Origin of the sequence: Mucilaginibacter sp. Mucisp86, assembly GCF_047324315.1 — a bacterium.
Lineage (GTDB): Bacteria > Bacteroidota > Bacteroidia > Sphingobacteriales > Sphingobacteriaceae > Mucilaginibacter.
Window position 1 is genome coordinate 3,733,727 of sequence record NZ_CP168503.1, and the last position, 22,564, is coordinate 3,756,290.

Below are 22,564 nucleotides of genomic sequence, written 5' to 3' on the forward strand. Positions count from 1 at the left end.
CACTAATATACAGTTATGAGATTTTTTGAAGAAAAGCGCAGAGAAGTAATGGTGCACATCGAAAAGTTCATGTTAGAAAAAATACATGAATACCTGAAACCGATTGACACCATTTGGCAGCCGTCTGATTTTTTGCCCGATTCTTCAAGGGATTCTTTCTTTACCGAGATTAAGGAATTGCAGGAAAGCGCCGCAGGCCTTTCGTACGACCTGATTGCCGTTTTAATTGGCGATACCATTACCGAGGAGGCTTTGCCTACTTACGAATCATGGCTTACCATGGTTGAAGGTGTATCTGACAATGAAGAAGGTGGCTGGATGAAATGGACCCGCCACTGGACCGGCGAAGAAAACCGCCATGGCGATTTGCTTAACAAATACCTGTACCTGTCTGGTCGTGTGGATATGCGCATGATGGAGATCTCAACCCAATACCTTATTTCAGATGGTTTTGATATCGGTACCGGTCATGACCCTTACCGTAACTTTATATACACTTCTTTCCAGGAGCTGGCAACCAATGTGTCGCACCGCCGTGTAGCCTCACAAGCCAAAAAATACGGCGATCCGCTGCTTTCAAAAATGTGTGGTGTAATTGCGTCGGACGAGGCCCGTCATGCTAAAGCTTACAAATACTTTATCGAAAAAATATTTGAAGTAGATCCAAGCGAAGCCATGATCGCTTTTGAAGATATGATGCGCAAAAAGATTGTAATGCCTGCCCACTTCCTGCGCGAGGTTGGTTTAAAGGTTGGTCAAACTTTTGGCCATTTTACCGATGCTGCACAGCGTTTAGGTATTTACACCGCTATCGATTATGTGGATATTTTGAAAGAACTAATAACCGACTGGCATATTGAAAGCGTAACAGGTTTGGACGAAGCCGGCGAAAAAGCCCGCGATTACGTTATGAACCTTCCGGCCCGCTTACTGCGTGTAGCCGAGCGCATGAAAAACCCAATGCTGGAGTACAAGTTTACCTGGATAAACGGGTAACCGATCAATCAAATTTTAAAGAGGAACTCTGTCCACGCGTCATTGCGAGGTACGAAGCAATCGCGAGCTGTACAGGGCGGACCTGGAAATCGGGGATTATTAATAATTATAATTTGTTTTTATAGGTATTAATGAGCTCCCTACGGTCGGTTGTCTTCGTATCTTATAATGACGTGATCGTAAGTTATTGATTATTAAGTGTGTTTCTTTGAGTGAGTTTTATAATATGGGCGTTGCCTGCGGCCCGGGCTGTACGCTCATACTGCACAAGGCCTTAGCCACAGGCCGGTATCCGCTCCCATCCCTAACGCAACCCAGCGCACCATCTCTAAAAAGTATCTTGCACGTCATTACGATTTTTTTCAGGATTTCCCTGATGGTTACTCGCAATGACGTCTTTTTTTATCTTTTTTCTGTTAAAACAAGCGCAATTCAATTTGCATTTACTCTTCCCGCTCTATCTTATACCCCGGCTTTTTATATCCATCGGTAACGTAGTTTTCCGGGATTTGGATATGGCTGCCATCGCGTATTGCAGTGAAATGCGGCGACATGATCTCCATCCCTGCTTCATTAAACTTATCCTGTATGTTTTGGTATAGCCTTGAATAAATGGCAGCCATTTTATCGGGCTGATCTGTATAAGCATTGATCTGGTAACTCACGTTAAAATCATTCAACGCTGTTTGCAGTACAAAGGGTTTGGGATTAGCGAGGATCCCATCCGTAGCTTCTGCAGCGTTGATGAGCAGGTTATGGATAGTTTCCCAGGGCGCGTCATAACCAATGGTAACACTGGTGTTCAATATCAACCCTAAAGTTTTTGATGACGAGGTATAGTTAACTGTAGCGCCGCTTAAAATAGAAGCATTGGGTACGGTTACGTCTTCGTTTTTAATGGTACGTACCCGGGTAACCAGCAGGTTTTTCTCAATGACATCGCCCATAATTTCGCCAACCTTTATCCGGTCGCCAATTTTAAAAGGGCGCATGTAAGTGAGCACAATGCCCGATACCATATTGGATATTGCCGAAGATGATCCAAGCGAAAACAGCACACCAATAAAAACAGTTACCCCCTGAAATACTTTCGACTGCGAGCCTGGCAGATAAGGGAATATCACCACAAACATAAAAGCATACATCAATACACGGATGATGTTGTAAGTTGGAATAGCCCATTCGGGGTAAAAACCTTTTAGGGTGATGGCGCCATTAGCGATTTCGGTGGCTATAAATTTTACCAGTTTTACAATGTATCGCGTAACCAGATAGATAACCGTTATGGTAAGCAGGTTGGGGATAAAATGTACAACAGCCAGCAGGATGCTTTTCAACGGATCAACCACAAAGCCGATGAGTTGCGTAGCAATAGGCTGCGACGAAGGGAAAATATAAAATAACACCGGCAAAGCGAGGTAAACGAGCAGCAGGATGATGAGCAACCGGCCAATATTGATCAGTCCGCTGATAAACTGAAGCAGGCGCGAGGCGTAGGCTACCGGTGCGCCTTTGTCTGCCAGTTTTTCAACACGGCGTTCCCAACCCTGTATGATTTTTAGTTTTATCCACCTGAAACCTTTATTTACTACCCAAATCAGTACAATAAGCAGTATAATGACGGCAACGGCTTCAAGTACGTTGGTCATTAATTGTTTAGGACTGTTGCTTTCAAAAACGTTGCCCAGTTTGTTTTTTAATATGGATAGGTAGCTTGCTGCCAGTTGGGGCCGGTTAAGTTCGGAATAGGATGCATCGGTATTGTTAACGCCCATGATCATCTGGCCGTTATAGGTTATTATCGATACGGAAGTGTCGTTTTTAAGGGTTAGCGAATCGGGATTAAAATCTATCCGGCTCATTAGGGCCTTAATACGCTGGGTAACAATCCCGGCGCGCTCTTTCGGGTTAAACAATCCCTGCGGGGCGTAAAATTTAAACAGGGTATCCTGGTTAATAATTACCGGTTCGCCGTTTTTAGCGGGAAGTTTTTGTGCCTGTGAGGTAAATGCAGCAAACAGAAAGAGGATGAGCAGGCTATAAATTTTAGGCATAGGGATGTTTTTCTGTTAAAGCTAAAAAATATTTGGCGGAAATAAGATTTTGTAAAGTGCTGACCTTTCAACGTGCCAACTCACCCCGACGTCGCTTCGCTTGTCACCCCTCTCTGTGCAAGCGCAAAGAAGGGGGATTTTTCTCAGAGGCTGTTTTGTTTAAGATGTTTTTATGTGGAGGCGCATCACATGCGTCTCTCATAGGTTTAAGTTAACCCACAAAATCAATAGTGAAATTGGGTAATGTGCATAAGTTGAACCCCTCTGGGGTTCGGGAAAGGGTGTTATGTTATTTTCTACAAACCTTTCCCCCCTCTGGGCAATGTCATTAAGTTAAGAAAATCCCCCAGAGGGGGAACAGGTTTGTAGCATAAAAATATATAGAAATAGCCCTTGCCCCAGAGGGTCAAAACAAAACGCCTTGCTAATTAAACGACAAACAATTTGTGGGTTAACTTAAACTTATAGGACAAGCCGCTTTGTAATCGTTAACTTCAGGAATTGCATGGGGGAGGCGCATGTGATGTGCCTCTACATTTTAAAACATTAAATTAAACAGCTTCTTGCCCTCTTTATCCGAAGGATAGAGAGGGTGGTCCAGCGAAGCGTAGACCGGGTGAGTCAACTATGCGTTATGTTAAATTTACCCCTCCTGCACCAAATCCGTCCCCAAATCACCGGCAATATTGCTGAACAGCTCGTTCATGATCGATTCGACAGTGAGTGAATTTACATCATCAACATAATGCTCATTACGGGTTATCCACAGTTCGTGACCATTAATTACGATGCTGAATAATACGCCGTCGTAAACAGCGGGTAACGAAATTTCAACGATTTCATCTTTACGTTCAATCGTGAAGTTTAATTTGCTTTGTCGTTGTTCATGAAACAAAGGGTTCAGCTTTTCATGAAGCAGGAGGTATAATTGGTTTATGTCGATATCGGTATGGAGGGTGATGATTTTCATAATTTGGTATATTAGCGATGTATTAAATAGTACAAAACAGAGCTGGGGATTGTTTGAAGTTATAGTGCGCAGGCCAGCGTTAGGGATTGCAGTGTAAAGCCCACAGCGTGTGTCGGGATAGGGTTGGAAAAGCGAGGACTTGTAACGGAAAGCCCGGCCCGTTAGCTAACGGGAACGCCCCAATTAACAGCAACGCTTCTGAAAAATATAATCAATAACCAGCAACTTACATTACATCATTATAAACGTCACACTTCACCCGCGATAACACATTTAAGTAATAACACACCAAACATCACTACATATGAATTACAAATTATTGGGCCGCTCGGGCCTTAAAGTTTCTGAACTGTGCCTTGGCGCAATGGGCTTTGGTACCGAAGGTGGCTGGGGAGCCGAAAAAGATGCCAGCTTTGCCATTATGGATGCCTTTGCCAATGCCGGCGGCAATTTTATTGATACCGCAAACGTGTATAAACTGGGCACCAGTGAGAAGATCATCGGCGAATATTTGACTAATCACGATCGCGACTATTTTGTACTTGCTACCAAATACACTTTAAAAGATAATACCACCAACCCCAATGCATCGGGCAATAACCGCAAAAATATGATGCGGAGTGTTGAGGAAAGCCTTAAACGCCTCAAGACTGATTTTATTGATGTACTTTACCTGCACATTTGGGATAACATAACCCCGATTGATGAAGTGCTGCGCGGATTGGACGACCTGATAAAACAAGGCAAAGTAACCTATGCTGCCATTAGCGATACGCCAGCCTGGATAGTATCAAAGGGAAACACGCTTGCCGAACTGATGGGCTGGAGCCAGTTCATCGCCTTGCAGGTGGAGTACAGCCTGCTGGCCCGTACTGCCGAACGTGAGCTGATCCCGATGGCGAAACATTACGGCATGACGGTTACCCCGTGGGCCCCGTTGGCCGGTGGCGCTTTAACAGGTAAATATCTGCGTGGAGAGCAGGGGCGTGTAAAAGCCGAAAGCAACCGTCGCAACAACAGGGCGCAAACTATTACTGAAGCAGTTGTTGATATTGCTGCTGAATTGGGTGTATCCGAAAGTCATGTTGCATTGCAGTGGATGATGGACAGGGATTTTAGCTGCATCCCGATTGTGGGCGCTACTAAAATAGATCAGTTGAATGATAACCTCAAAGCCATTGACACCAAATTAACCCCTGAGCATTTCAAAAAGCTCAATGAAGTTAGTGCTATTGAATTAGGTTTTCCTGGTGATTTTTTCAATGAGGATGCCGTAAAAATGAACAGCTTCGGCGGGTTTTATGATAAGGTGGAGAAAAGGTAGAAAAAGGCGTCATTTATAAAAATTGTCATTTCGATAGAGCAAGGGCGGGCTCGAGCATTGAGGCGAAAGAGAAATCTTATACGCCATATTAAGCATTTTATAGCATGGCGTATAAGATTTCTCCTCACTCCTCCCGCACATCCTCTTATCGATTCGTCGAAATGACATTTTGTTTATTAGTTTGCTGCCGTCTTAAAACTGCTTCAGGTAATTTTTACTGATCAGCTCGCCATACAGGATACCAATGTGCTGGTCCATAGCAAACCAGGGCGAGCCATATTGAAGTACCTGGATATTTTGTGCCGGCATAAAACTCTGCGCCAGCAAAAACTGTTTCTGATGAGCAGCATTTTCTACAACATCGAGCACGATGAAACAATGCCCCGGCGAGCCGCCACGGATAAATACATCACCCGGTTTTACGTTGTTGGGGTCGGTTACTGTTTTTAATTCTTTTTGAAGAGATAGTGTGCCGGCATAGCTGAACACCAGGTTCATGTAGTTTAAAAACGTTTTGTACGAATAATCGGGTTTGGATTTTAATACCCAATGATCGTTTTTGTAACGATAGCCTTTGGCATAATGCTCATAATCGCATTTAAAACCGTTGGTGAAGTTGAATGAAATTTGACTGTACTTTTTTTGCTGAAAAAGGTATTCGCCACGTAAACGCATTACGGCATCGGCACATTGCTGCAGGTCCTGGTTACCTACACTCATATCAATAACCGCTGCGGTGTAAACATCGGTACGGGCAACATCGCCGTTATAGGTTTTAGTTGGCGTACCCACCGGTTTTAACGGTAAGGCCTGTAACCATGCCCCGAAACTACCGGGTGCAGTTGTTATGCGATGATAGCCTGCCGGCACTGCAAATCTTTTAACAACATTATCAGGTGGGATAATATTTGTATTCAAAAGCAACAGCAGGCAGGCGATCAGGGCTTTCATAATGTTTTGGCTTGTTTTAACTGTCCATAAGGGTTATAAGGTACCGGGATCCCATCTACCAGTTTAAACGCCGAAAAGTGCAGATGTGTTGGCGAGCGTTTTTTATATGCGTTATAACCTGTACGGCCAACCTCGGCAATTTTCTGCCCCTGCGTAACATAACTGCCCGGTTTAACAAAAATGGCGCTGTTATGGGCATAATAAGTAAAAACAGCGGCCTTAGGATGATAGATCCAGATGAACTTGCCGCCCCGCATAGCACTGTTTGATTCCCATTCGTTACAGCAGGCTATCACCCAACCATCGTCGACACTAAGCACATCAACAGGTTTTTGTGTACGGTCATCGATACAATCCTGGTTTTTATCGTTAATAAAAATATCATGGGCAGGATGAGCACCGTGTTTATTGCCGTCGAGATAGCGATAACCTTTGTCAAAATAACCATTCCCGTGTGTACCGCCTATCGCGCTGCTGTTATATCCTTTAAGTGGGAATACCCATTGGAGTTTTGGCTGAATGCGCTCGGCCCGTATCATTTCCAGTAAACCAATTCGTTTTAATACCATATCGAATTGCTTTTGCGCCTCCGCTTTTTTTATGCCGCCGTTTAAAACCGCGTTATTAAAGCTGTTGAATTTGGTAAAAGCAGCCGTATCTCGTTGAGCGAAAGCCCCCGACCCTATCAGTACGAAAAAACAAAACAGGATAAGTTTTTGCATAAGGTTTATAATCAATAACATTAACTAATAAGTCGCCAAAATATTATCCTATCCGGATATCATATTTGGCAAGCAAACCCGGTAAACCATGAAGAGAGAATTTGGCCTTTTTAATGATGTTATCATCCGGATCGATAATGAAATTAAAAGAAGTGCTCAGATCTGCGTTTTTTAATACAGTACGACTGAAAAAAGCGTTTTTGAGATTGCAGTTATTGAATTTACAGTCACTCAGATCGGCTTCGGTAAGGTCGGTCTCGATCATGGAACAATCGGTATAGGTAGCCTTTTTGTTCTTCTTTTTATAAAAAACGGCATTATCTAAAATGCAATCCTCAAAATGAACCTCAAACAAAAAGTCGTTGGCTTTGCCAAAGTTTACGCCGCTTATTTTGCAGTGTTTAAAGCGGATGTTTTGCAGGCCGGTATTGCCTAACTCTGCAAGGAGCAGGTTACAGGTATCAAACACGCAATCAACAAAGGTGATGCCTGCTAGCTGGGCATGAGAAAAATCGCAATTGATGAATTTGCAGTTTTCGTAAGTGGTGCCGGTAAGTTGACCGCTGGTTATTTTGGTGAAAGTTTGGTCTTCGTAGAGTAGGGTTTGCATGATAACAAATGTAAGGTTTAACAGGATTATGTGCGAAAGAGAGGCCGGTTGGTAGAAAAAATGTATGTTTAAGTCTTTAACTTAACTAATTAACCTTATCAAAAATATGGGAAATACTTATACCCAATTATATATCCACTTTGTATTCGCCGTAAAATATCGTGCATCTTTAATCGATGAAACATGGGGAGAAAGGTTGCGGCAGTATATAACTTCTATTGTTCAGAAACAAGAACATAAATTGATTGCTATTAATAATATGCCAGATCATCTGCATTTATTTGTTGGATTAAATCCTAATCAGGCAAGCTCTGATTTAATAAGAATACTCAAAAGTGATTCTTCTGAATGGATCAATAGAGAAGGATTAACACGCAGTAAATTTCAATGGTAACAGGGATACGGAGCCTTTAGTCATAGCAGGTCGCAGGTAGATAAGGTAATAAATTATATCGCAACTCAACAAGAACATCATAGAAAGAAGACATTTTTAGAGGAGTATCAGCAGATGTTAAAAGATTTTAATATTGAGTTCGATGAGCGATACATTTTTAAATTACCAGAATAGAACGTTTTATAAGTGGAGCTCCTACGGAGCTCTAAGATAGTTGCTTTATATGTTGCTACAAATCTGTTGTCCCGATGGGACAGATATTCCAGTTTACTTTTTAGCTATTCAACGGGAATAAACCTAATGCTTGCAAGGGCTTTCGATGGTAATGTCAATAAGCTAAAACTTTGATGATTGCGCCGTAGGTGCAAAAGGTTTGTAGAATAATGTGAATTTAATTTTAGCGTGCCGTAGGTACGCAACTCCCGCTTTTCTCATCGACGCTACAGCTCATCATTGCATTTTAATAAAACGATTCCCCATCACTGGCACAGCTATTGTTTTAACTACCCTGCATCAAAACTATACGCTATGAAATCATTAAAAATAAAGCTGGCCATGATGTTACTGGGATTAACGCTCGGAGCTGCTGCACCGGTATTGGCACAGTCATCAAAAGATACTTCATCATTAACTACAAAGGCCAACGGCGCCGGGGCCGGAAATGGGGCCAGCCAGGGAGCGCCTGGTACAGCTACGGTATCCGGTACCGGGACTGGCACCTTGCAGGATAGCGATAAAGCCAGCGTTCCCAGCGGCGATGCCAGTATAAAACAGAACACAGATCAAAAAATGGTAAACCCTTCGCAATCGGCCGGATACTGGATATTGGGAGCGTTTAGTTTGGTTGGACTGATCATGTTGATCATATTACGCAGAAAGAGGCATGTAAATCCATGATCAGGTATGATGCTGACTATTAGCTTCGCGCTCTTTGATAATGCGGTAGCCAAATTTTTGAGCAGGCAGCTCAATAAAGTGATGTAAAAATGTGGAAATAAGCATGCTGGCCGATAACACTATTATTAATCTTATGATGTAATTGGCTATGGCGCCGGCTGGGCCTTGCACCGGCAAATAGTCAATTATATGAAAACGGGTTAGCCAATGCAGTACAGCAAAATGGCTTAAATACATGCTGAAACTTATTTTGCCGGCATAGGCAGTAAAGCGGTTAACTAAAATTTTGTATTCGTGCCTGCTTAATGCAAGTGCCAGCACAAAAAACGCGATGGTACAAAATACATGATCAGGAAGAAGCACTACACCCAGATATTGTGTTAGTAAAAACAGTGCAGCAATCAGTATAGTATAGGGCTTAACCCTGGGCTGGTAATTATCTTTAATGATAAAATAAAACAGTATGCCCAATGCAAATACGGGCAACTGGGATGGCAGATAAAAATAAAGATAGTTATACCACAACATATCATTTTGCATCAGGTGAAAGCGGCGTAGTATGATATCGAGCACAAAACGAAGAACAAGTGTTAAAAGAAAGAATACCGTGGCCTGCTGGGTGTTTTTGATTTTATAAAATAAAAAAGGGATGGTGAGATAAAAAAGCATCTCAACAGCAATTGACCAGCCGCCAGGCACAAGGCTGTTTATCCAATAAGCATTAAACCCGTGTATAAAAAATACATTGCCGGTTATATTGCCGATAGTTACACCCAATGCATCGCCTAACCAAAAACGCGGGCCGAAGCCGTCCTGCCATAGGTAATAAATTATGGCGATGTAATACATTGGGGCAATCCTAAAAAAACGGCGGATGAAAAAATTGCCCGTAAAATATTTTTCCTTTTCATATCTCGCATTTACAGAAAGAAACAGCGTGAATGCACTCACAAAGAAAAATAGCTGCACTCCGTTTATACCGCGGCTTATTGCATGAACAAGCATAGCCGGCAACAGTGTATTGTTACCAAACTGCGAAGTATGGGTAATTACAACTGCTAAAATAGCCAAGCCTCTTAAAGCATCAATATATCTTAATTTTAGCATGCCCGCGCGTATAGTAAACTACTCATCTTCATTTCAGAGGGCCTAAAAATGTAAAAAAGATAACAGAATATAAAGGCTGAAAGCATAATGCATAAAGCCCAAAGCTAATAAATTGATTATTAATTAGCTTCAGGCTTTATATAACTTGTTTTCTTTGCGGTTATTAGTTTACCTCTATGATCTTAACACCCCATGGTTCCAGCTTTAAACTGGCATTTTTATTAACGTTATCACCCGATAGCAATTCTTTACCATTGCCGTAAGGGTAGGTGAGGCTGGTTTCACTGGCCGAATAATTAAAATAATAATGTTCCGTTTTGCCGCCCTGGTTTACCCCTTGTTTGGTAATAACCGGCCAGGCTATCTGCTGATCGGCTCCCCATAAGCCAATGGATTTTACTTCATCGGCGAGTAGTTTATCGGTAACGGCGCCGGTGGTGAGCGTGCCTATATAGGTAGCTACACCTTTACCATATTTGTTTTGGGTGATAGCAGCGTATTTACCCCAAACCGGGTGATCGTAATAAGCCAGTACCTTGGCCGTGGTTGGAGTAATGAGCTCCATCCAGGTGTTTAGTCTTTTATCTTCGGGTTTCAGGTTCCAGTCGTCGGCTTTTAATGCGATATTGCCTGGTTCGGTGAACTGGCTGTAGTAAATACCACAAGCTTCGTCAATAATGCCCGGCTGATGCGTGGTGCGTACCTTTACGTTTTCATCGGCGAAGCCACTTTTGAAGGTATAAATGATATGTCCGCCGTTTTTAACGTAGGCATTAAGGCGTTTCAGCAAACTATCCGGTGCTGCATACAGCAAAGGCACTACCAGCAGTTTATAATCTTCAATATTTTTACTTGTCGGGTCTACAAAATCACAGCCTACGTTCATGTGGAACAGGCCATCGTAAAACTGTCGCAATATATCGTTGTAGCCGGTTCGTGTTCCCCAGCCAAAGCCAAAAGCTTTAAAACCGGTAAGGGCTTCGTTGCTGAACAGGATGGCTACATCGTTTTTCTTTTTCAGGTTGATGAGCTTGCTGCTTAACCTGTCGAAATCTTTGCCGATGGTTTTAGCTTCGTCATAAACCGGGTTGGGCTCAAAATCATGACTTAGCAAACCTTTCCAGTAAGTTTCGGCAGAGTTATGGATAGAATGCCATGGCCAGTAGCTCACCATATTGGCGCCTGATGCCAGGTGACTAAAAGCCTGCAACCTTAGCTGACCGGGATAAGGTACCCATTGCGGAAAGCCCTGCGCCTCTGTTTCGATAGTAAGATAATTTTTACCGCCTTTCATAGAGCGGGCCACATCGCCGCCGAAAGAAATTTCGACACCGGTAAGCTTATCCTGGCTGGGGTGATAAATATCTATGCCGGCAATATCCAATGCTTTAGCTGCTGCAAAGTGGTCAACATCTGGTTGGATGCCGAACGAATAGCCGTGCCATTCCAGATCGAAATTTTGGGTGATGAACTGGTCGGGCCGTTTGTATTCGCGCACTATGGCGGCCTGCCATGCTAAGTAATCGGTAACCAGCTGGCGTTGAAATTTCGCAAACTCGGACGAAAGACTACCGTTGATCGTATTAACCATCGAAGGAAAATCGTCCCAGTTATTGATGCGGTTGCTCCAGTAATCGAGCCCAAAAATGTGGTTAATATTATCCAGTGTTTTATACTTTGCCTTCATGTAGTTCACAAACAAGGCCTGCACGTTTGGTCCTGCCGTACCATATGATTTGGTTTCGTTGTCAACCTGGTATCCTATCACTGCCTTGTTGTCCTTCACATGCTCCATTATTTTGCGGATAACACGCTCTGCATAAAAACGATAATCTTTGTTAGTGATGTCCATATTTTGCCTTGGCCCATACTGGTTTTGACCCGATGGGGTGATAGCCAAAATTTCCGGGTGCTTTTTTACCATCCATGTGGGTACGGCATAAGTTGGTGTACCGATGATAACATGGATCCCCGCTTTTTGCATGGCATTTAATACCCTGTCAATATGGGTAAAATCGAAAACACCATCCTGTGGTTCTTCAGTGCTCCAGGTTGATTCGGCAATGCGCACTACGTTAATGCCGCAGGCTTTCATCATTTGCACATCCTTGTCCAGCCTTTCGTAAGGCATGTACTCGTCATAATAAGCCACGCCATAAAGCAGCTTATCCATTTTGGGATATTGTGCGAAAGCGGATACAGCGAAAAGTAATTGCACGATGAAGAGCAGCAGGTATTTCTTATTCATAACAGCGATATTTAGGGTAATTGGCTTACGCTGATGAAAGTACGAATTAATTGTATTTTTAACACACATTAATAAATATTTTACGATGTGAAACAGATGTAGTAGTACACAAAACATTTATTGCTGTTTAAAAACTGATATTAGCCCCCTGTTGTAGTACCATTATAACCTGTTAGTATTTCCTTATGAAAACAGTTATCCGTTACCTGCTTATCCTGATGTTTTGCTGCGCGATGAGCGCCCATGCGCAACAAAGGCGCCTTACCTACTGTAACCCGCTTAACCTCGATTATGGTTACACCCCCTTCGAAACATTTGCAGGCTGGGGTAAACACCGCGCTACTGCCGACCCAACTATGACTTTGTTTAAGGGCAAATACTACCTGTTCTCAACCAATCAATTCGGTTACTGGTGGAGCGATGATATGCTGAACTGGAACTTTGTTTACCGCAAATTTGTCCGCCCGTATAACGAGGTGAAAGGCGATGAACTTTGTGCTCCCGCTACATTAGTTTTGGGCGATACCCTGCTGGTGATCGGATCTACCTATAATAAAGATTTTACCCTGTGGATGAGCACTAACCCAACTCATGACGATTGGAAAGCCGCTAAAGACTATTTTAAAGTAGGTGCCTGGGACCCGGGCATGTTTGCCGATGATGACGGCAGGGTTTATATTTATCATGGCTCAAGCAATACCCTGCCGCTTTACGGGCAGGAGATTGACAGGCGCACCTTTGAACCCATCGGCCCTAAAAAAGAAATGGTTAAACTTAACCCCGAAGAGCACGGCTGGGAACGTTTTGGCGAACATAATGATAACGTTTTCCTGCTGCCCTTTATTGAAGGCTCGTGGATGAACAAGTATAAAGGCAAATACTACCTGCAATTTGGCGCTCCCGGTACCGAGCAAAGTGGTTATGGCGATGGCGTTTTTGTGGGCGATCATCCGCTTGGGCCTTTTGCTTATCAAAAACATAACCCATTCTCGTACAAACCCGGTGGTTTTGCCAAAGGTGCAGGTCATGGCGCTACCTGGGCCGATAAATATGGCAATTACTGGCATATCAGCACGATGGGGATCTCGGTGAAAAATAACTTTGAGCGCCGTATTGGTTTCTGGCCTGCCGGGTTTGACCAGGACGGTGTACTGTACAGCAATACTTCCTACGGCGATTACCCGCACTATTTATCCAATGGCCCGGAAGACCACCTGAAAAGCAATTTTACCGGTTGGATGATCCTTAATTACAATAAACCCGTAGAGGTTTCGTCAACCCTGGGGGCTTATGCGGCTAACAATGCTGTTGATGAGGATATCAAAACTTACTGGAGTGCCAAAACAGCCAACAAAGGTGAATGGTTAAAAACCGACCTGGGTGAAGTGAGCACAGTAAACGCCATCCAAATAAACTATGCCGATCAGGATGCCGGTTTTATGGGTAAATCGTTAGGCGTGTACCATCAATATATTATCTACTCATCCCTCAACGGCAAAACATGGCAGCCGCTTATCGACAAAAGTAAAAACCGTAAAGATGTACCACACGATTACATCGAACTAAAAACTCCAGCCAAAGCCCGCTATATCAAAATGGTAAACCTGCACATGCCTACGGGCAAATTCGCACTATCCGGCTTAAGGATATTTGGCAAAGGAGCCGGTGCAAAACCCGATACCGTGCAAAACCTCATTGTGCTGCGTGGCGACAGCGAGCGCCGTAACGCATGGCTTAAGTGGAAACCGAACGACAATGCCACCGGTTACACCGTTTATTTTGGCATAGCACCAGATAAGTTGTACAATAGTATGATGGTTTACGGCAAAAATGAATACTATTTTAATGGGATGGATAAAAGCCTGCCATACTATTTTCAGATAGAGGCGTTTAATGAAAACGGTATTTCGGCAAGGACGAAGGTTGTAAAGGTGGAGTAGTGTTGACTCACTGTTATTGTCATCCTTCGTACTACCCATGACACAATTAAAAAAACGTTCCCGTCAGCAGTTAAGCTTCGGGCGAAAGCAGGCAGAACAATGGTGGCCCGAGCGTAGGAAAGGGCATAGCAAGTTTTTGCAGAAGCAGGGGTAAGCGGGAGCGCAGCAGGGCAAAATAATTGCAGCCGTGGTTCTGACTGATTTGCGGGGCAAGGCCTGTGCGGCAAAGAAGCCTATGTGCTGACTTGATTTTTTGGGTACTTTTGTATCAAGACAAAAGTACCTGGCCCCGCGCGGCCAAGAGCGCGACGATGTAAGTTAAATACCCTTAAGCTAATTATCCCCCCAATGCTAAAAACTATCTTCCCCCTCATCATAACCCTAATGCTCAGCATTGCTGCCAAAGCCCAGCAGGCCGACAGCACCCTGAAAAAATCGCCCATAAAAACGCTGAGCGATAAACAGTTTACGCTGTTAATTACCGGCGAGTATCTGTTTGACGATATGGAGCAGGTAGCCCGGCTAAACCATTACCCCATGCCCGATGCTGCACTGAAGTTCAAAAAAGAGCTAAGCCTGAGCCCTATGCAGGTAACCAAAATAACCGCTATAGCTACCGAACTGCACCGTAAACGGATGGAGATGGGCAATTTTATAGTCACCAATGAAACTACGCTTGATAAATTGATGAAAAAAGGGACGGATAATGGTAGTATCATCTTTTACTCCAACCGCTCGGGGTTATATTATGGCGAGCTTCGCAACGCCATTTTACAGGCCTGTTTAGGTACGGGGAATGCCCTTGCGCCTCAGCAAATCACAAAGTTAGAAACACTCGCTGCTCATAATTGAAAATATCCCGTTTGATTTGCTTAATTTAGCGCCTCCAAATAAAGTGTATGAAGATTACGTTTGATTTTGAAAAACCACTGGCTGAGCTACAGCAGCAGATAGAGAAGGTAAAACAGGTTGAGGAAAAAAACAAACTCGACATGTCGGCAACAGTAGCCGAGCTGGAAGGAAAGCTGGAAGAAGCCAAAAAAGATATATACAACAACCTTACAGGCTGGCAAAAAGTACAAATTTCCCGTCACCCTGAAAGGCCATATACGCTGCAGTATATTGAGCTGATGTGCGATGATTTCATCGAGCTGCATGGCGACCGTACCGTTGGCGATGACAAAGCTATCATCGGCGGTTTCGGTACGCTGAATGGTCAAACAGTAATGTTTATCGGTCACCAGAAAGGCCGTAATACAAAGGAGCGTCAGTACCGTAACTTTGGTATGGCCAACCCAGAAGGTTACCGTAAAGCCTTAAGGCTAATGAAAATGGCCGAGAAATTCAATAAGCCTGTAGTTACCCTGATAGATACCCCCGGAGCATTCCCCGGTTTGGAGGCGGAAGAGCGTGGACAAGGTGAAGCCATTGCCCGCAATTTGCTCGAAATGTCTGTGCTTAAAGTGCCTGTAATTTGCGTGATCATTGGCGAAGGTGCATCAGGTGGTGCATTGGGCATTGGTATTGGCGATAGGGTTTTAATGCTGGATAACTCCTGGTACTCCGTGATCTCTCCCGAAAACTGCTCAACTATCCTTTGGAAGACCTGGGAAAATAAAGAACGTGCTGCCGAAGTGCTTAAACTAACCTCGACAGAGATGTTGAAGAACAAACTGATCGACGGTGTGATCAAAGAACCACTTGGCGGTGCACACCAGGATCCTGTTGCTATGGCCGGCATCCTCAAAAAACAATTACTAAAAGACCTCAAAACCCTTAAAGAGCGTAATATCGAAGAGCTTGTAGCCGAGCGAATTGATAAGTTTTGCTCAATGGGCGTGGTTAATGAATAATAACAAGGTATCGCGATGCAATCGCTAAACCATGTTAAGCGCTCGTTACAAACGAGCGCAAGTTTAAGAAGAAAAAGAGCTGCCTGTAAGGCGGCTCTTTTTCTTTCAATAGCTAACTTCGTGCGCTCGTTTGTAACGAGCGCTTAACATGGGTTTACGTTTGTAACGTAAGCAAATTAAAACTTTTGCTCTTGCGCTCGTTTGCAACGAGTGCTTAAAATGGGTTTACATTTGTAACGTAAACAACCTAAAATTTTACTGAGATAAAGCCCCTATCCAATAAAATAACCTCCAATAGCCCCTTCTCCCCGGCATAGTTAATTGCCGAACTATAAATATAATGTTCAGGATGGCTTACAATTTCTGCCCGTACAGGGTTATCATGGATGTAATCCAGCTTTTGAAAAAGTATTTCTTCCCGGTCACACTCAATAGAATGATAGCCATCTTGCCATACTTTATAATTTTGTATCCGATCGTCAAATCTTGCATTATACTGAAACCGGTATAGCATCCAATCCCGACGGCTTTCATTTTCTGTTTCTACCAGTTTAATGAGTTGTTTGTTGGTGTGCTTTTTAAAGTCGCGCACGATGTCAGGCAATCGTATCGGGTGTTTGGCTGATACCAATAAATGAAGATGATTGGTCATCAAGCAAAAAGCGTATATCTCTAATCCCTTATTTTGCTGGCAATAGATAAGTGAATCGATAATAAGTTGTTTGTAAGCTGGTCTGATGAAAACATCAACCCAATCAATTATAGTAAAAGTAATGAAATGGATTTCTTCATGGTTTCTAACCCGGTATTGATGCGACATTGTGGATAAAGGTTTAGGCTAAATTAATGATCGTGCGATACAATCGCAAAACCATGTTAAGCGCTCGTTGCAAACGAGCGCAAGAGACAACGAGCACAAGAGAAGAATTACAAACCCCACCCCACAATAGTCGCAAATGCCCCTTACATAAAAGTTAGTTTGATGGTAAATTTAATCATCAATTAAACCATGCATTATGAAGACTGAAGAATCAGAAAGCCCTTTTGGCAAATTGGGTAACCCGGCCCGGCGTGCACTGGCCAATGCGGGGATTACATCATTACTTGAACTGTCAAAACTTACCGAAAAAGAATTTTTGCATTTGCACGGTGTCGGCAAAAGTTCGGTGCCGGTGGTGAAAGAGAAAATGAAGGCCGCAGGGTTAAGCTTCAAAGAATAAAAGATTAAAAACAACCGGGTTAGCTTTTTAAAATGGGTGGTGGTTTTAATATAAATCGCTGTAACTTGTATGCTGAAGTTTGCGTCACACCTCTAAAATACAAAAGCCATGAAGCGCCTGATCTTTTTGCTGTTTTTGCTTCCGGTTTTAACAACTCATGCCCAGCAAATCAATACTGTTAAGCTTGATAGCCTGTTTACTTCACTTGCCAAAAATGATGAAGCAATGGGGAGTATCGCCATAACAAAAAACGGGAAGGTAGTATACCAAAAAGCAATGGGATACGCGGTAACGGAAAGCAATACCGTGGCTGATGAAAATACAGAATATCATATCGGTTCCATAACAAAAATGTTTACCGCAGTTTTGGTTTTTCAGCTCATTGAAGAAAATAAGCTTTCTTTGGATGATACACTTTCCAGGTTTTTTCCTCAGTTGCCAAATGCAGGTAAGATCACCATAAGTAACTTGCTTTATCACCGTAGTGGTCTTCCTGGTTTTACAAATGACACCAATTTTCCAGATTGGACGGATAAGCCTAAAACGCATGAGGAGTTACTGGGGTATATTGTTGGCCGAAAACCTGATTTTGAGCCCAACGCCAAAGCCGATTATAATAATTCCAATTACCTGGTATTGAGTTATATTATTGAAAAGGTTTGCAAAAAAACTTATCAAGAGGTTTTAAAGCAAAATATAACCGACAGGCTAAAGCTTACCAAAACATATTATGGCGTTGACGCTGTGCTGCATCCAAATGAAAGTGCCTCATACACTTACTTTGACAATAAATGGAAAAAGGAAAAGGCTGCCAACCTGAATAATTATTGCGGTGCGGGAGCAATAGTTTCAACACCTGCCGATCTGGCCAAATTTATCGACGCGTTGTTTAATTATAAACTGGTAAAAAAGCAAAGCCTCGAAAAAATGAAAACCCTGGTTGATGGCTACGGAATGGGGTTGTTCCCATTTGAATCCGGCACAAGAAAGGGGTATGGGCATAACGGGAAAACAGAAGGCTTCTCTTCCTCACTTACCTATTATCCTGATGAGAAATTGGCTGTTGCCTATTGCACCAATGGCGAAATTTATCCCAAAGCCGATATTTTAAATGGTGTTTTAAGTATTTGTTTTAACACACCATATGTGATACCAACATTCCAACCGTTAAAATTAAGCGCTGCCGAACTGGATAGGTATTGCGGCACCTATTTATCAAAACAGCCGCCAATTGAAGTGATTTGTACAAGAAAGGATAGTGTTTTAACACTGCAAACCAAAGGACAGATTTTTACTGTCGAGCCCGTTGAAAAGGACAGGTTTATGAATAAACAGTTTGGATTTTTCTTTGATTTCGACTTATCAAAAAAGCAGCTGGTAATAGAGCAGGGCAGTGTTAATTATTACCTTGATATAAATAAGTGAACCCCTGTGCCTTCCCGCACAGGGGCGTAAAGCTTACAGTATATAATATACGTCGGCTTTAGCGGCGGCAGGTTGTACTGCTGCCTTTTCACTCTCATGTTTATCGTTAAGCATCTGCTTTAAATCGCGTTCAATGGTTTGCGATATGGCAGTTGTTGGGGTATCTGTTGGTTTGTTTTCAAATGGGTCCTGCAGGTGGATAGCCATTTTTTCTACCAGTAAAAATGCCGCTGCTATGGCTATGATCAAAGGCACTTCAAACATGCCGAAGAACTCGATCAAACCAAATGGCAACAGTATAATGAACAGGTACAAACAAAAATGGATGTACAAGCTGTAAGTAACCGGGAACACCGTGTTCTTGATCCGCTCGCATTTACCCATGGAATCACAAAGGCGGTTAAGCGTGCCGTCAATTTGCACCTGTTGGTAGTCGTTAAGCCATCCGTTTTTATAAGCCAGTTTCAGATCAAGTCCGTGCAGTTTCATTAAACTATTGGGCATATTGGTAAAGCGATGGGTAAACTTTACCTCTTCATCAACCAACAAATGCGCGTTTTTGGCATAAGGATCTTGTTTACGTAACGACTGGCTTAAGCCGTAGCACCAGGCTATCTGCCTGTAAACAAAACGTTTTTTAAAACCTTCTACCTCCTCGCACGCAGCATTATCGCCATCTAAAAAGGTGATTAATTCGCGGGTGAGGGATCTTGAATCGTTAACTATCGCTCCCCAGATGCTCCGGGCTTCCCACCAGCGGTCATAAGCCTGGTTTGAGCGGAAGGCCAGCAACAACGATATGATGGTTGCCAATATGGCCGGTACAGCAATTGGAATTGAGATCCTGTATTCGGGAAAAAAACGATGGAATAAAGCTATAGATACCGCATAAACAGCAACCAGTAAAAGCTCATTCTTGATTTTCCCTACCACATATTTTACCGGGATATTTTCTTTCAATAGCATAGATTATCTTTTTAAATGAATTTGATAAATATTAAACTTCCAGTAATTCGTGTTCGGTTTGGGTTTTAAGTACAGTTAAAGGCTGCTTCACTTCAGCTTTAAGGGTGATTATTTTGTACCTGCTCCGTTCCATTAGTATGGTAGGATCAAAACTGTTGGGTGTTAACCTTTGGTAGTTATGATTTTCAGGCATGGCTATCAGGTCGGTTTCTTTTGCTTCAAGATAGTTTTTAAATACCGCTACTGTGTTGCCATAGAAAAAGTCGGGTGTGATGCTGATGATCTGATCCGGGTAATCGGCTTTAAGCATGGTACAACCGGCATAAAATTCATCGCTGATGAGCTGGTATTCCCTGCTTCTGCGTGATAATAATAACAGGTCGGATATGGAGTCGGATAATTGCAGGAAGTGAACGAGCGAGATATTGAGCTTTTGCTTTGGATACCGCTCTGCTAAAACAGGTATAATGTTTAATGATGATAAGGCGAAATCAGACGGGATAATGATGTTTAATGTTTTCATGATGATACCTTTTTTGTGAATACTACTGTTTGTTGATACAATAGTAGGTACCGGGCATTAAAGCCATTTAAGAAAGAAATTAGAATGTGATTAGAGTTTTTAAATAATGAAGAAATTATGTGGGTCGATTGGACAGGGAGGAGTGAGATGGAATAATATCTTCCCGTCATGCCGAACTTGTTTCGGCACCCCACAAGTCAGATAGGCGATTTGATTAGCCGGCGGCTCAGCGCATGGGATCCCGAAATAAATTCGGGATGACGCAGGGGGCAAAGCTACTAATTTTTCTCCACCTCATAAACCGGCAACATCACCCTGATCTCGGTGCCTTCACCCTCTTTAGAAACAATGCCGATATTGCCCTTATGCAGCCTCACAATATTTAGCGCCAGCGGAAGCCCCACGCCATGGCCCTCATATTTACCTGTGTTTGAGGCGCGGAAAAATGGCTCGAAAATATGCTGAACATCACTTTCAGGGATACCAATGCCCTGGTCCTTTACACTAAAAATGATGCTGTTGTTTTCGGCATATACTTTAAGCACTACGGGTTTGTTCTCAGAGTATTTACAGGCATTGAGGCCTATGTTACTTATAGCCAGTTTAAGCAGGTTAATGTTTCCCTGTGTTACCAGGCTATCCACATCATCGGGTAGCGACGAAAAATCAATGCTGAGCTGGTTGGCCGGGTTGATGTGATCAACAGCCTCTTTAACCATAAACGCCATTTCATCGGCACGGATCTGTTCCCAGTTTTGCTTTTTGCCGTCGAAACCGCTTTGAGCCAGTCCGAGCAGACTGGTAATAATATCCTGCAGACTTTGAGTGCCGGTTAATATTTCCTGCAGGTTTTTATGCAGATCGGCACCGGGTTGGTCTATGTTTTTGAGCGAAAGCTCGGCCTCTCCTTTAATAATGGCCAGCGGCGTACGCAGTTCATGCGAGGCATTGCTGATAAAGTTGTTCTGCGTTTCAAAGGCGGTTTCCAGCCTGTCGAGCATATTATTAAAGGTTTGGGTAAGCTCGGCTATTTCGTCTTTCCCGCTGTAATCTTCCAAACGCAGGTGCAGGTTACTGGCCGTAATGGTGTTTACTTTTTTGATGATGTTACGTACCGGCTTAAAGGTATGGTATGAAAAACGGCGGCCAATGAGGTAAACAATTAATATCGAAATCAGGAAACTAACAATCAATACCTGTTCAAGGTCATTAAGCTCACTAAGGCCCGAAGGATTGGTTGCCGAAACTACAATAATAGCGTCACCTTCGGGAAAGTGAAATATATTGCCGGCATAAAATACATTGTTGGCCTTAAATCTTGATTTTCCGTTAGCAAGGATATTATCTATCAGTTGGCGCGGAACACCTTTTACTGTTTTGCCTTTTGTATAAACCTCCGGTTTAATGACATATTGCTTTTCGGCAATGAGGCGCTCAAGATAGCGCTGGCGAATTTCCCTGTACATGCCAAGGCTGTCGCGATCATTAAGGTGATGGATTTGTGAGGATATGTTTACCCTTGTTTCCAGACGTTTAAAAAAATCGTCGAAGGTAAACTGGTGTACAAAATAAAAAATGGCGCCGCTAAATACCAATATTACCGATACCGTTAAGGCCAGGAACAGCAGCGCAACTTTTTTCTGGATGCTCATTTAGGCTGCGTTGTTTTTTAAAATATAGCCCATGCCTATAACCGTGTGGATAAGCTTGTTGTCAAAATCTTTATCCACCTTTTTGCGCAGGTAGTTGATATACACATCAACCACGTTGGTCCCCATATTAAAATCAATGTTCCAAACATGCTCCAATATCTCAATGCGGCTAAGCATATGGTTTTTATTTTTGGCCAGAAACTCCAGCAGGCGGTATTCGGTAGCTGTAAGGTCGATGGTTTTATCTCCGCGCTTAACTGATTTTTCGTCACCGTTAATTACCAGGTCGGCAATTTGGATCACGTTTGCCGGTTGTGTAAGATTTGAATTGCGACGGGCTAATGTCCGGATGCGCGCGTTGAGCTCGGCCAAACTGAAAGGTTTAACCATGTAGTCGTCGGCTCCGCTGTCAAGGCCTACTACCACGTTTTCGGTAGTGCCGAGTGCGGTAAGCATTAATATGGCAGCGTTTTGGTTGGCTTGCCGTAAGCGGCGACAAACCTCGATGCCATTAATACCGGGCAGCATAATATCCAGAATGATCAATTGAAAATCCATTTTAATGGCCATGTCCAGCCCGGTTGTACCATCAAGGGCAACACTTATTTCGTGGCCTTCGGCAGTTAGGTCGCGCTGGATAATGGATACCAGTTTAGCTTCATCTTCTATGAGGAGGATCTTCATTGTGGCAAATATATATTACGCTTATTAT

At 43.1% G+C, this 22,564-nt stretch carries 21 protein-coding genes; 9 read left to right on the forward strand and 12 right to left on the reverse strand.

Annotation, left to right across the window (positions count from 1 at the left end; translation table 11 throughout):
• The first annotated feature begins 15 nt into the window (after nt 1-15).
• Nucleotides 16-996: an acyl-ACP desaturase gene (locus ACEN9X_RS15785; RefSeq protein ID WP_413666052.1), complete on the forward strand. Its 981-nt coding sequence runs from the start codon at nt 16-18 to the stop codon at nt 994-996.
• A gap of 443 nt (nt 997-1,439) precedes the next feature.
• Here ACEN9X_RS15785 and ACEN9X_RS15790 read toward each other — a convergent pair whose 3' ends face one another.
• Together ACEN9X_RS15790 and ACEN9X_RS15795 are read right to left on the reverse strand one after the other, a co-directional pair.
• The gene (locus tag ACEN9X_RS15790) at nt 1,440-3,050 is read right to left on the reverse strand and encodes a mechanosensitive ion channel family protein (RefSeq protein ID WP_413666053.1); all 1,611 of its coding nucleotides are present in this window, start codon (nt 3,048-3,050) and stop codon (nt 1,440-1,442) included.
• Nucleotides 3,051-3,693: 643 nt separating this feature from the next.
• Entirely contained in the window at nt 3,694-4,020 is a 327-nt protein-coding gene (locus tag ACEN9X_RS15795; protein ID WP_413666054.1) for a hypothetical protein, read from the reverse strand.
• A 304-nt stretch (nt 4,021-4,324) separates the two neighbouring features.
• Here ACEN9X_RS15795 and ACEN9X_RS15800 point away from each other — a divergent pair, with 304 nt between their 5' ends.
• Nucleotides 4,325-5,344: an aldo/keto reductase gene (locus ACEN9X_RS15800; RefSeq protein WP_413666055.1), complete on the forward strand. Its 1,020-nt coding sequence runs from the start codon at nt 4,325-4,327 to the stop codon at nt 5,342-5,344.
• A 192-nt stretch (nt 5,345-5,536) separates the two neighbouring features.
• On the opposite strand, the gene ACEN9X_RS15805 is transcribed toward ACEN9X_RS15800, so the two are convergent.
• From ACEN9X_RS15805 to ACEN9X_RS15815, 3 genes are read right to left on the reverse strand one after another with little or no spacing between them, the layout of a single operon-like run.
• Nucleotides 5,537-6,295, reverse strand: coding sequence for a DUF4846 domain-containing protein (locus tag ACEN9X_RS15805; RefSeq protein WP_413666056.1), 759 nt, complete (start codon nt 6,293-6,295; stop codon nt 5,537-5,539).
• Nucleotides 6,292-7,017, reverse strand: coding sequence for a M23 family metallopeptidase (locus tag ACEN9X_RS15810; RefSeq protein WP_413666057.1), 726 nt, complete (start codon nt 7,015-7,017; stop codon nt 6,292-6,294). Before ACEN9X_RS15810 ends, ACEN9X_RS15805 begins: the two co-directional genes overlap by 4 nt.
• Before the next feature lie 43 nt (nt 7,018-7,060).
• On the reverse strand, nt 7,061-7,627 hold the full coding sequence (locus ACEN9X_RS15815; RefSeq protein WP_413666058.1) for a pentapeptide repeat-containing protein: 567 nt from the start codon (nt 7,625-7,627) through the stop codon (nt 7,061-7,063).
• Between the two features lie 106 nt (nt 7,628-7,733).
• Between ACEN9X_RS15815 and tnpA the strand changes: the two genes are divergently transcribed.
• Complete coding sequence (gene tnpA / locus ACEN9X_RS15820) at nt 7,734-8,021, forward strand: IS200/IS605 family transposase (protein ID WP_413666059.1); 288 nt, start codon at nt 7,734-7,736, stop codon at nt 8,019-8,021.
• Between the two features lie 528 nt (nt 8,022-8,549).
• Complete coding sequence (locus ACEN9X_RS15825; protein ID WP_413666060.1) at nt 8,550-8,918, forward strand: hypothetical protein; 369 nt, start codon at nt 8,550-8,552, stop codon at nt 8,916-8,918.
• Here ACEN9X_RS15825 and ACEN9X_RS15830 read toward each other — a convergent pair whose 3' ends face one another.
• Nucleotides 8,919-10,025, reverse strand: coding sequence for an acyltransferase family protein (locus ACEN9X_RS15830; RefSeq protein ID WP_413666061.1), 1,107 nt, complete (start codon nt 10,023-10,025; stop codon nt 8,919-8,921).
• Between the two features lie 163 nt (nt 10,026-10,188).
• Nucleotides 10,189-12,273 (reverse strand): beta-galactosidase, encoded by a 2,085-nt coding sequence (locus ACEN9X_RS15835; RefSeq protein WP_413666062.1) that lies wholly within the window; start codon nt 12,271-12,273, stop codon nt 10,189-10,191.
• Between the two features lie 185 nt (nt 12,274-12,458).
• Here ACEN9X_RS15835 and ACEN9X_RS15840 point away from each other — a divergent pair, with 185 nt between their 5' ends.
• The 3 genes from ACEN9X_RS15840 to ACEN9X_RS15850 all read left to right on the forward strand — a co-directional run bounded on the left by ACEN9X_RS15840 (nt 12,459) and on the right by ACEN9X_RS15850 (nt 16,066).
• Nucleotides 12,459-14,213, forward strand: coding sequence for a discoidin domain-containing protein (locus tag ACEN9X_RS15840; protein WP_413666063.1), 1,755 nt, complete (start codon nt 12,459-12,461; stop codon nt 14,211-14,213).
• Nucleotides 14,214-14,561: 348 nt separating this feature from the next.
• Nucleotides 14,562-15,065: a hypothetical protein gene (locus tag ACEN9X_RS15845; protein ID WP_413666064.1), complete on the forward strand. Its 504-nt coding sequence runs from the start codon at nt 14,562-14,564 to the stop codon at nt 15,063-15,065.
• 47 nt (nt 15,066-15,112) lie between these two features.
• Nucleotides 15,113-16,066: an acetyl-CoA carboxylase carboxyltransferase subunit alpha gene (locus tag ACEN9X_RS15850; protein WP_413666065.1), complete on the forward strand. Its 954-nt coding sequence runs from the start codon at nt 15,113-15,115 to the stop codon at nt 16,064-16,066.
• A gap of 247 nt (nt 16,067-16,313) precedes the next feature.
• On the opposite strand, the gene ACEN9X_RS15855 is transcribed toward ACEN9X_RS15850, so the two are convergent.
• On the reverse strand, nt 16,314-16,886 hold the full coding sequence (locus ACEN9X_RS15855) for an REP-associated tyrosine transposase (protein ID WP_413666066.1): 573 nt from the start codon (nt 16,884-16,886) through the stop codon (nt 16,314-16,316).
• Nucleotides 16,887-17,082: 196 nt separating this feature from the next.
• On the opposite strand from ACEN9X_RS15855, the gene ACEN9X_RS15860 reads away from it, so the two are divergent.
• Both ACEN9X_RS15860 and ACEN9X_RS15865 read left to right on the forward strand, forming a co-directional pair.
• The gene (locus ACEN9X_RS15860; RefSeq protein WP_413666067.1) at nt 17,083-17,286 is read left to right on the forward strand and encodes a hypothetical protein; all 204 of its coding nucleotides are present in this window, start codon (nt 17,083-17,085) and stop codon (nt 17,284-17,286) included.
• Nucleotides 17,287-17,394: 108 nt separating this feature from the next.
• Nucleotides 17,395-18,711, forward strand: a complete 1,317-nt coding sequence (locus tag ACEN9X_RS15865; RefSeq protein WP_413666068.1) for a serine hydrolase domain-containing protein — start codon at nt 17,395-17,397, stop codon at nt 18,709-18,711.
• 33 nt (nt 18,712-18,744) lie between these two features.
• Here the strand turns inward: ACEN9X_RS15865 and ACEN9X_RS15870 are convergent, their stop codons facing one another.
• From ACEN9X_RS15870 to ACEN9X_RS15885, 4 genes are all read right to left on the reverse strand, one after another.
• The gene (locus tag ACEN9X_RS15870) at nt 18,745-19,677 is read right to left on the reverse strand and encodes a bestrophin family protein (protein ID WP_413666069.1); all 933 of its coding nucleotides are present in this window, start codon (nt 19,675-19,677) and stop codon (nt 18,745-18,747) included.
• 31 nt (nt 19,678-19,708) lie between these two features.
• On the reverse strand, nt 19,709-20,200 hold the full coding sequence (locus ACEN9X_RS15875) for a hypothetical protein (protein ID WP_413666070.1): 492 nt from the start codon (nt 20,198-20,200) through the stop codon (nt 19,709-19,711).
• Nucleotides 20,201-20,478: 278 nt separating this feature from the next.
• Nucleotides 20,479-21,852, reverse strand: a complete 1,374-nt coding sequence (locus tag ACEN9X_RS15880) for an ATP-binding protein (RefSeq protein ID WP_413666071.1) — start codon at nt 21,850-21,852, stop codon at nt 20,479-20,481.
• Nucleotides 21,853-22,536 (reverse strand): response regulator transcription factor, encoded by a 684-nt coding sequence (locus ACEN9X_RS15885; protein WP_413666072.1) that lies wholly within the window; start codon nt 22,534-22,536, stop codon nt 21,853-21,855. It abuts the gene before it with no gap.
• Between the last annotated feature and the right edge of the window lie 28 nt (nt 22,537-22,564).

Bases quoted from the DNA above. Each gene is read 5' to 3' on its own strand.
- ACEN9X_RS15860 (WP_413666067.1), top strand. From the start codon at position 17,083: ATGAAGACTGAAGAATCAGAAAGCCCTTTTGGCAAATTGGGTAACCCG.
- ACEN9X_RS15810 (WP_413666057.1), bottom strand. From the start codon at position 7,017: ATGCAAAAACTTATCCTGTTTTGTTTTTTCGTACTGATAGGGTCGGGG.
- ACEN9X_RS15880 (WP_413666071.1), bottom strand. From the start codon at position 21,852: ATGAGCATCCAGAAAAAAGTTGCGCTGCTGTTCCTGGCCTTAACGGTA.
- ACEN9X_RS15865 (WP_413666068.1), top strand. From the start codon at position 17,395: ATGAAGCGCCTGATCTTTTTGCTGTTTTTGCTTCCGGTTTTAACAACT.
- tnpA (WP_413666059.1), top strand. From the start codon at position 7,734: ATGGGAAATACTTATACCCAATTATATATCCACTTTGTATTCGCCGTA.
- ACEN9X_RS15855 (WP_413666066.1), bottom strand. From the start codon at position 16,886: ATGTCGCATCAATACCGGGTTAGAAACCATGAAGAAATCCATTTCATT.
- ACEN9X_RS15800 (WP_413666055.1), top strand. From the start codon at position 4,325: ATGAATTACAAATTATTGGGCCGCTCGGGCCTTAAAGTTTCTGAACTG.
- ACEN9X_RS15830 (WP_413666061.1), bottom strand. From the start codon at position 10,025: ATGCTAAAATTAAGATATATTGATGCTTTAAGAGGCTTGGCTATTTTA.
- ACEN9X_RS15840 (WP_413666063.1), top strand. From the start codon at position 12,459: ATGAAAACAGTTATCCGTTACCTGCTTATCCTGATGTTTTGCTGCGCG.
- ACEN9X_RS15885 (WP_413666072.1), bottom strand. From the start codon at position 22,536: ATGAAGATCCTCCTCATAGAAGATGAAGCTAAACTGGTATCCATTATC.
- ACEN9X_RS15790 (WP_413666053.1), bottom strand. From the start codon at position 3,050: ATGCCTAAAATTTATAGCCTGCTCATCCTCTTTCTGTTTGCTGCATTT.
- ACEN9X_RS15795 (WP_413666054.1), bottom strand. From the start codon at position 4,020: ATGAAAATCATCACCCTCCATACCGATATCGACATAAACCAATTATAC.
- ACEN9X_RS15805 (WP_413666056.1), bottom strand. From the start codon at position 6,295: ATGAAAGCCCTGATCGCCTGCCTGCTGTTGCTTTTGAATACAAATATT.
- ACEN9X_RS15870 (WP_413666069.1), bottom strand. From the start codon at position 19,677: ATGCTATTGAAAGAAAATATCCCGGTAAAATATGTGGTAGGGAAAATC.
- ACEN9X_RS15845 (WP_413666064.1), top strand. From the start codon at position 14,562: ATGCTAAAAACTATCTTCCCCCTCATCATAACCCTAATGCTCAGCATT.
- ACEN9X_RS15785 (WP_413666052.1), top strand. From the start codon at position 16: ATGAGATTTTTTGAAGAAAAGCGCAGAGAAGTAATGGTGCACATCGAA.
- ACEN9X_RS15835 (WP_413666062.1), bottom strand. From the start codon at position 12,273: ATGAATAAGAAATACCTGCTGCTCTTCATCGTGCAATTACTTTTCGCT.
- ACEN9X_RS15825 (WP_413666060.1), top strand. From the start codon at position 8,550: ATGAAATCATTAAAAATAAAGCTGGCCATGATGTTACTGGGATTAACG.
- ACEN9X_RS15815 (WP_413666058.1), bottom strand. From the start codon at position 7,627: ATGCAAACCCTACTCTACGAAGACCAAACTTTCACCAAAATAACCAGC.
- ACEN9X_RS15875 (WP_413666070.1), bottom strand. From the start codon at position 20,200: ATGAAAACATTAAACATCATTATCCCGTCTGATTTCGCCTTATCATCA.
- ACEN9X_RS15850 (WP_413666065.1), top strand. From the start codon at position 15,113: ATGAAGATTACGTTTGATTTTGAAAAACCACTGGCTGAGCTACAGCAG.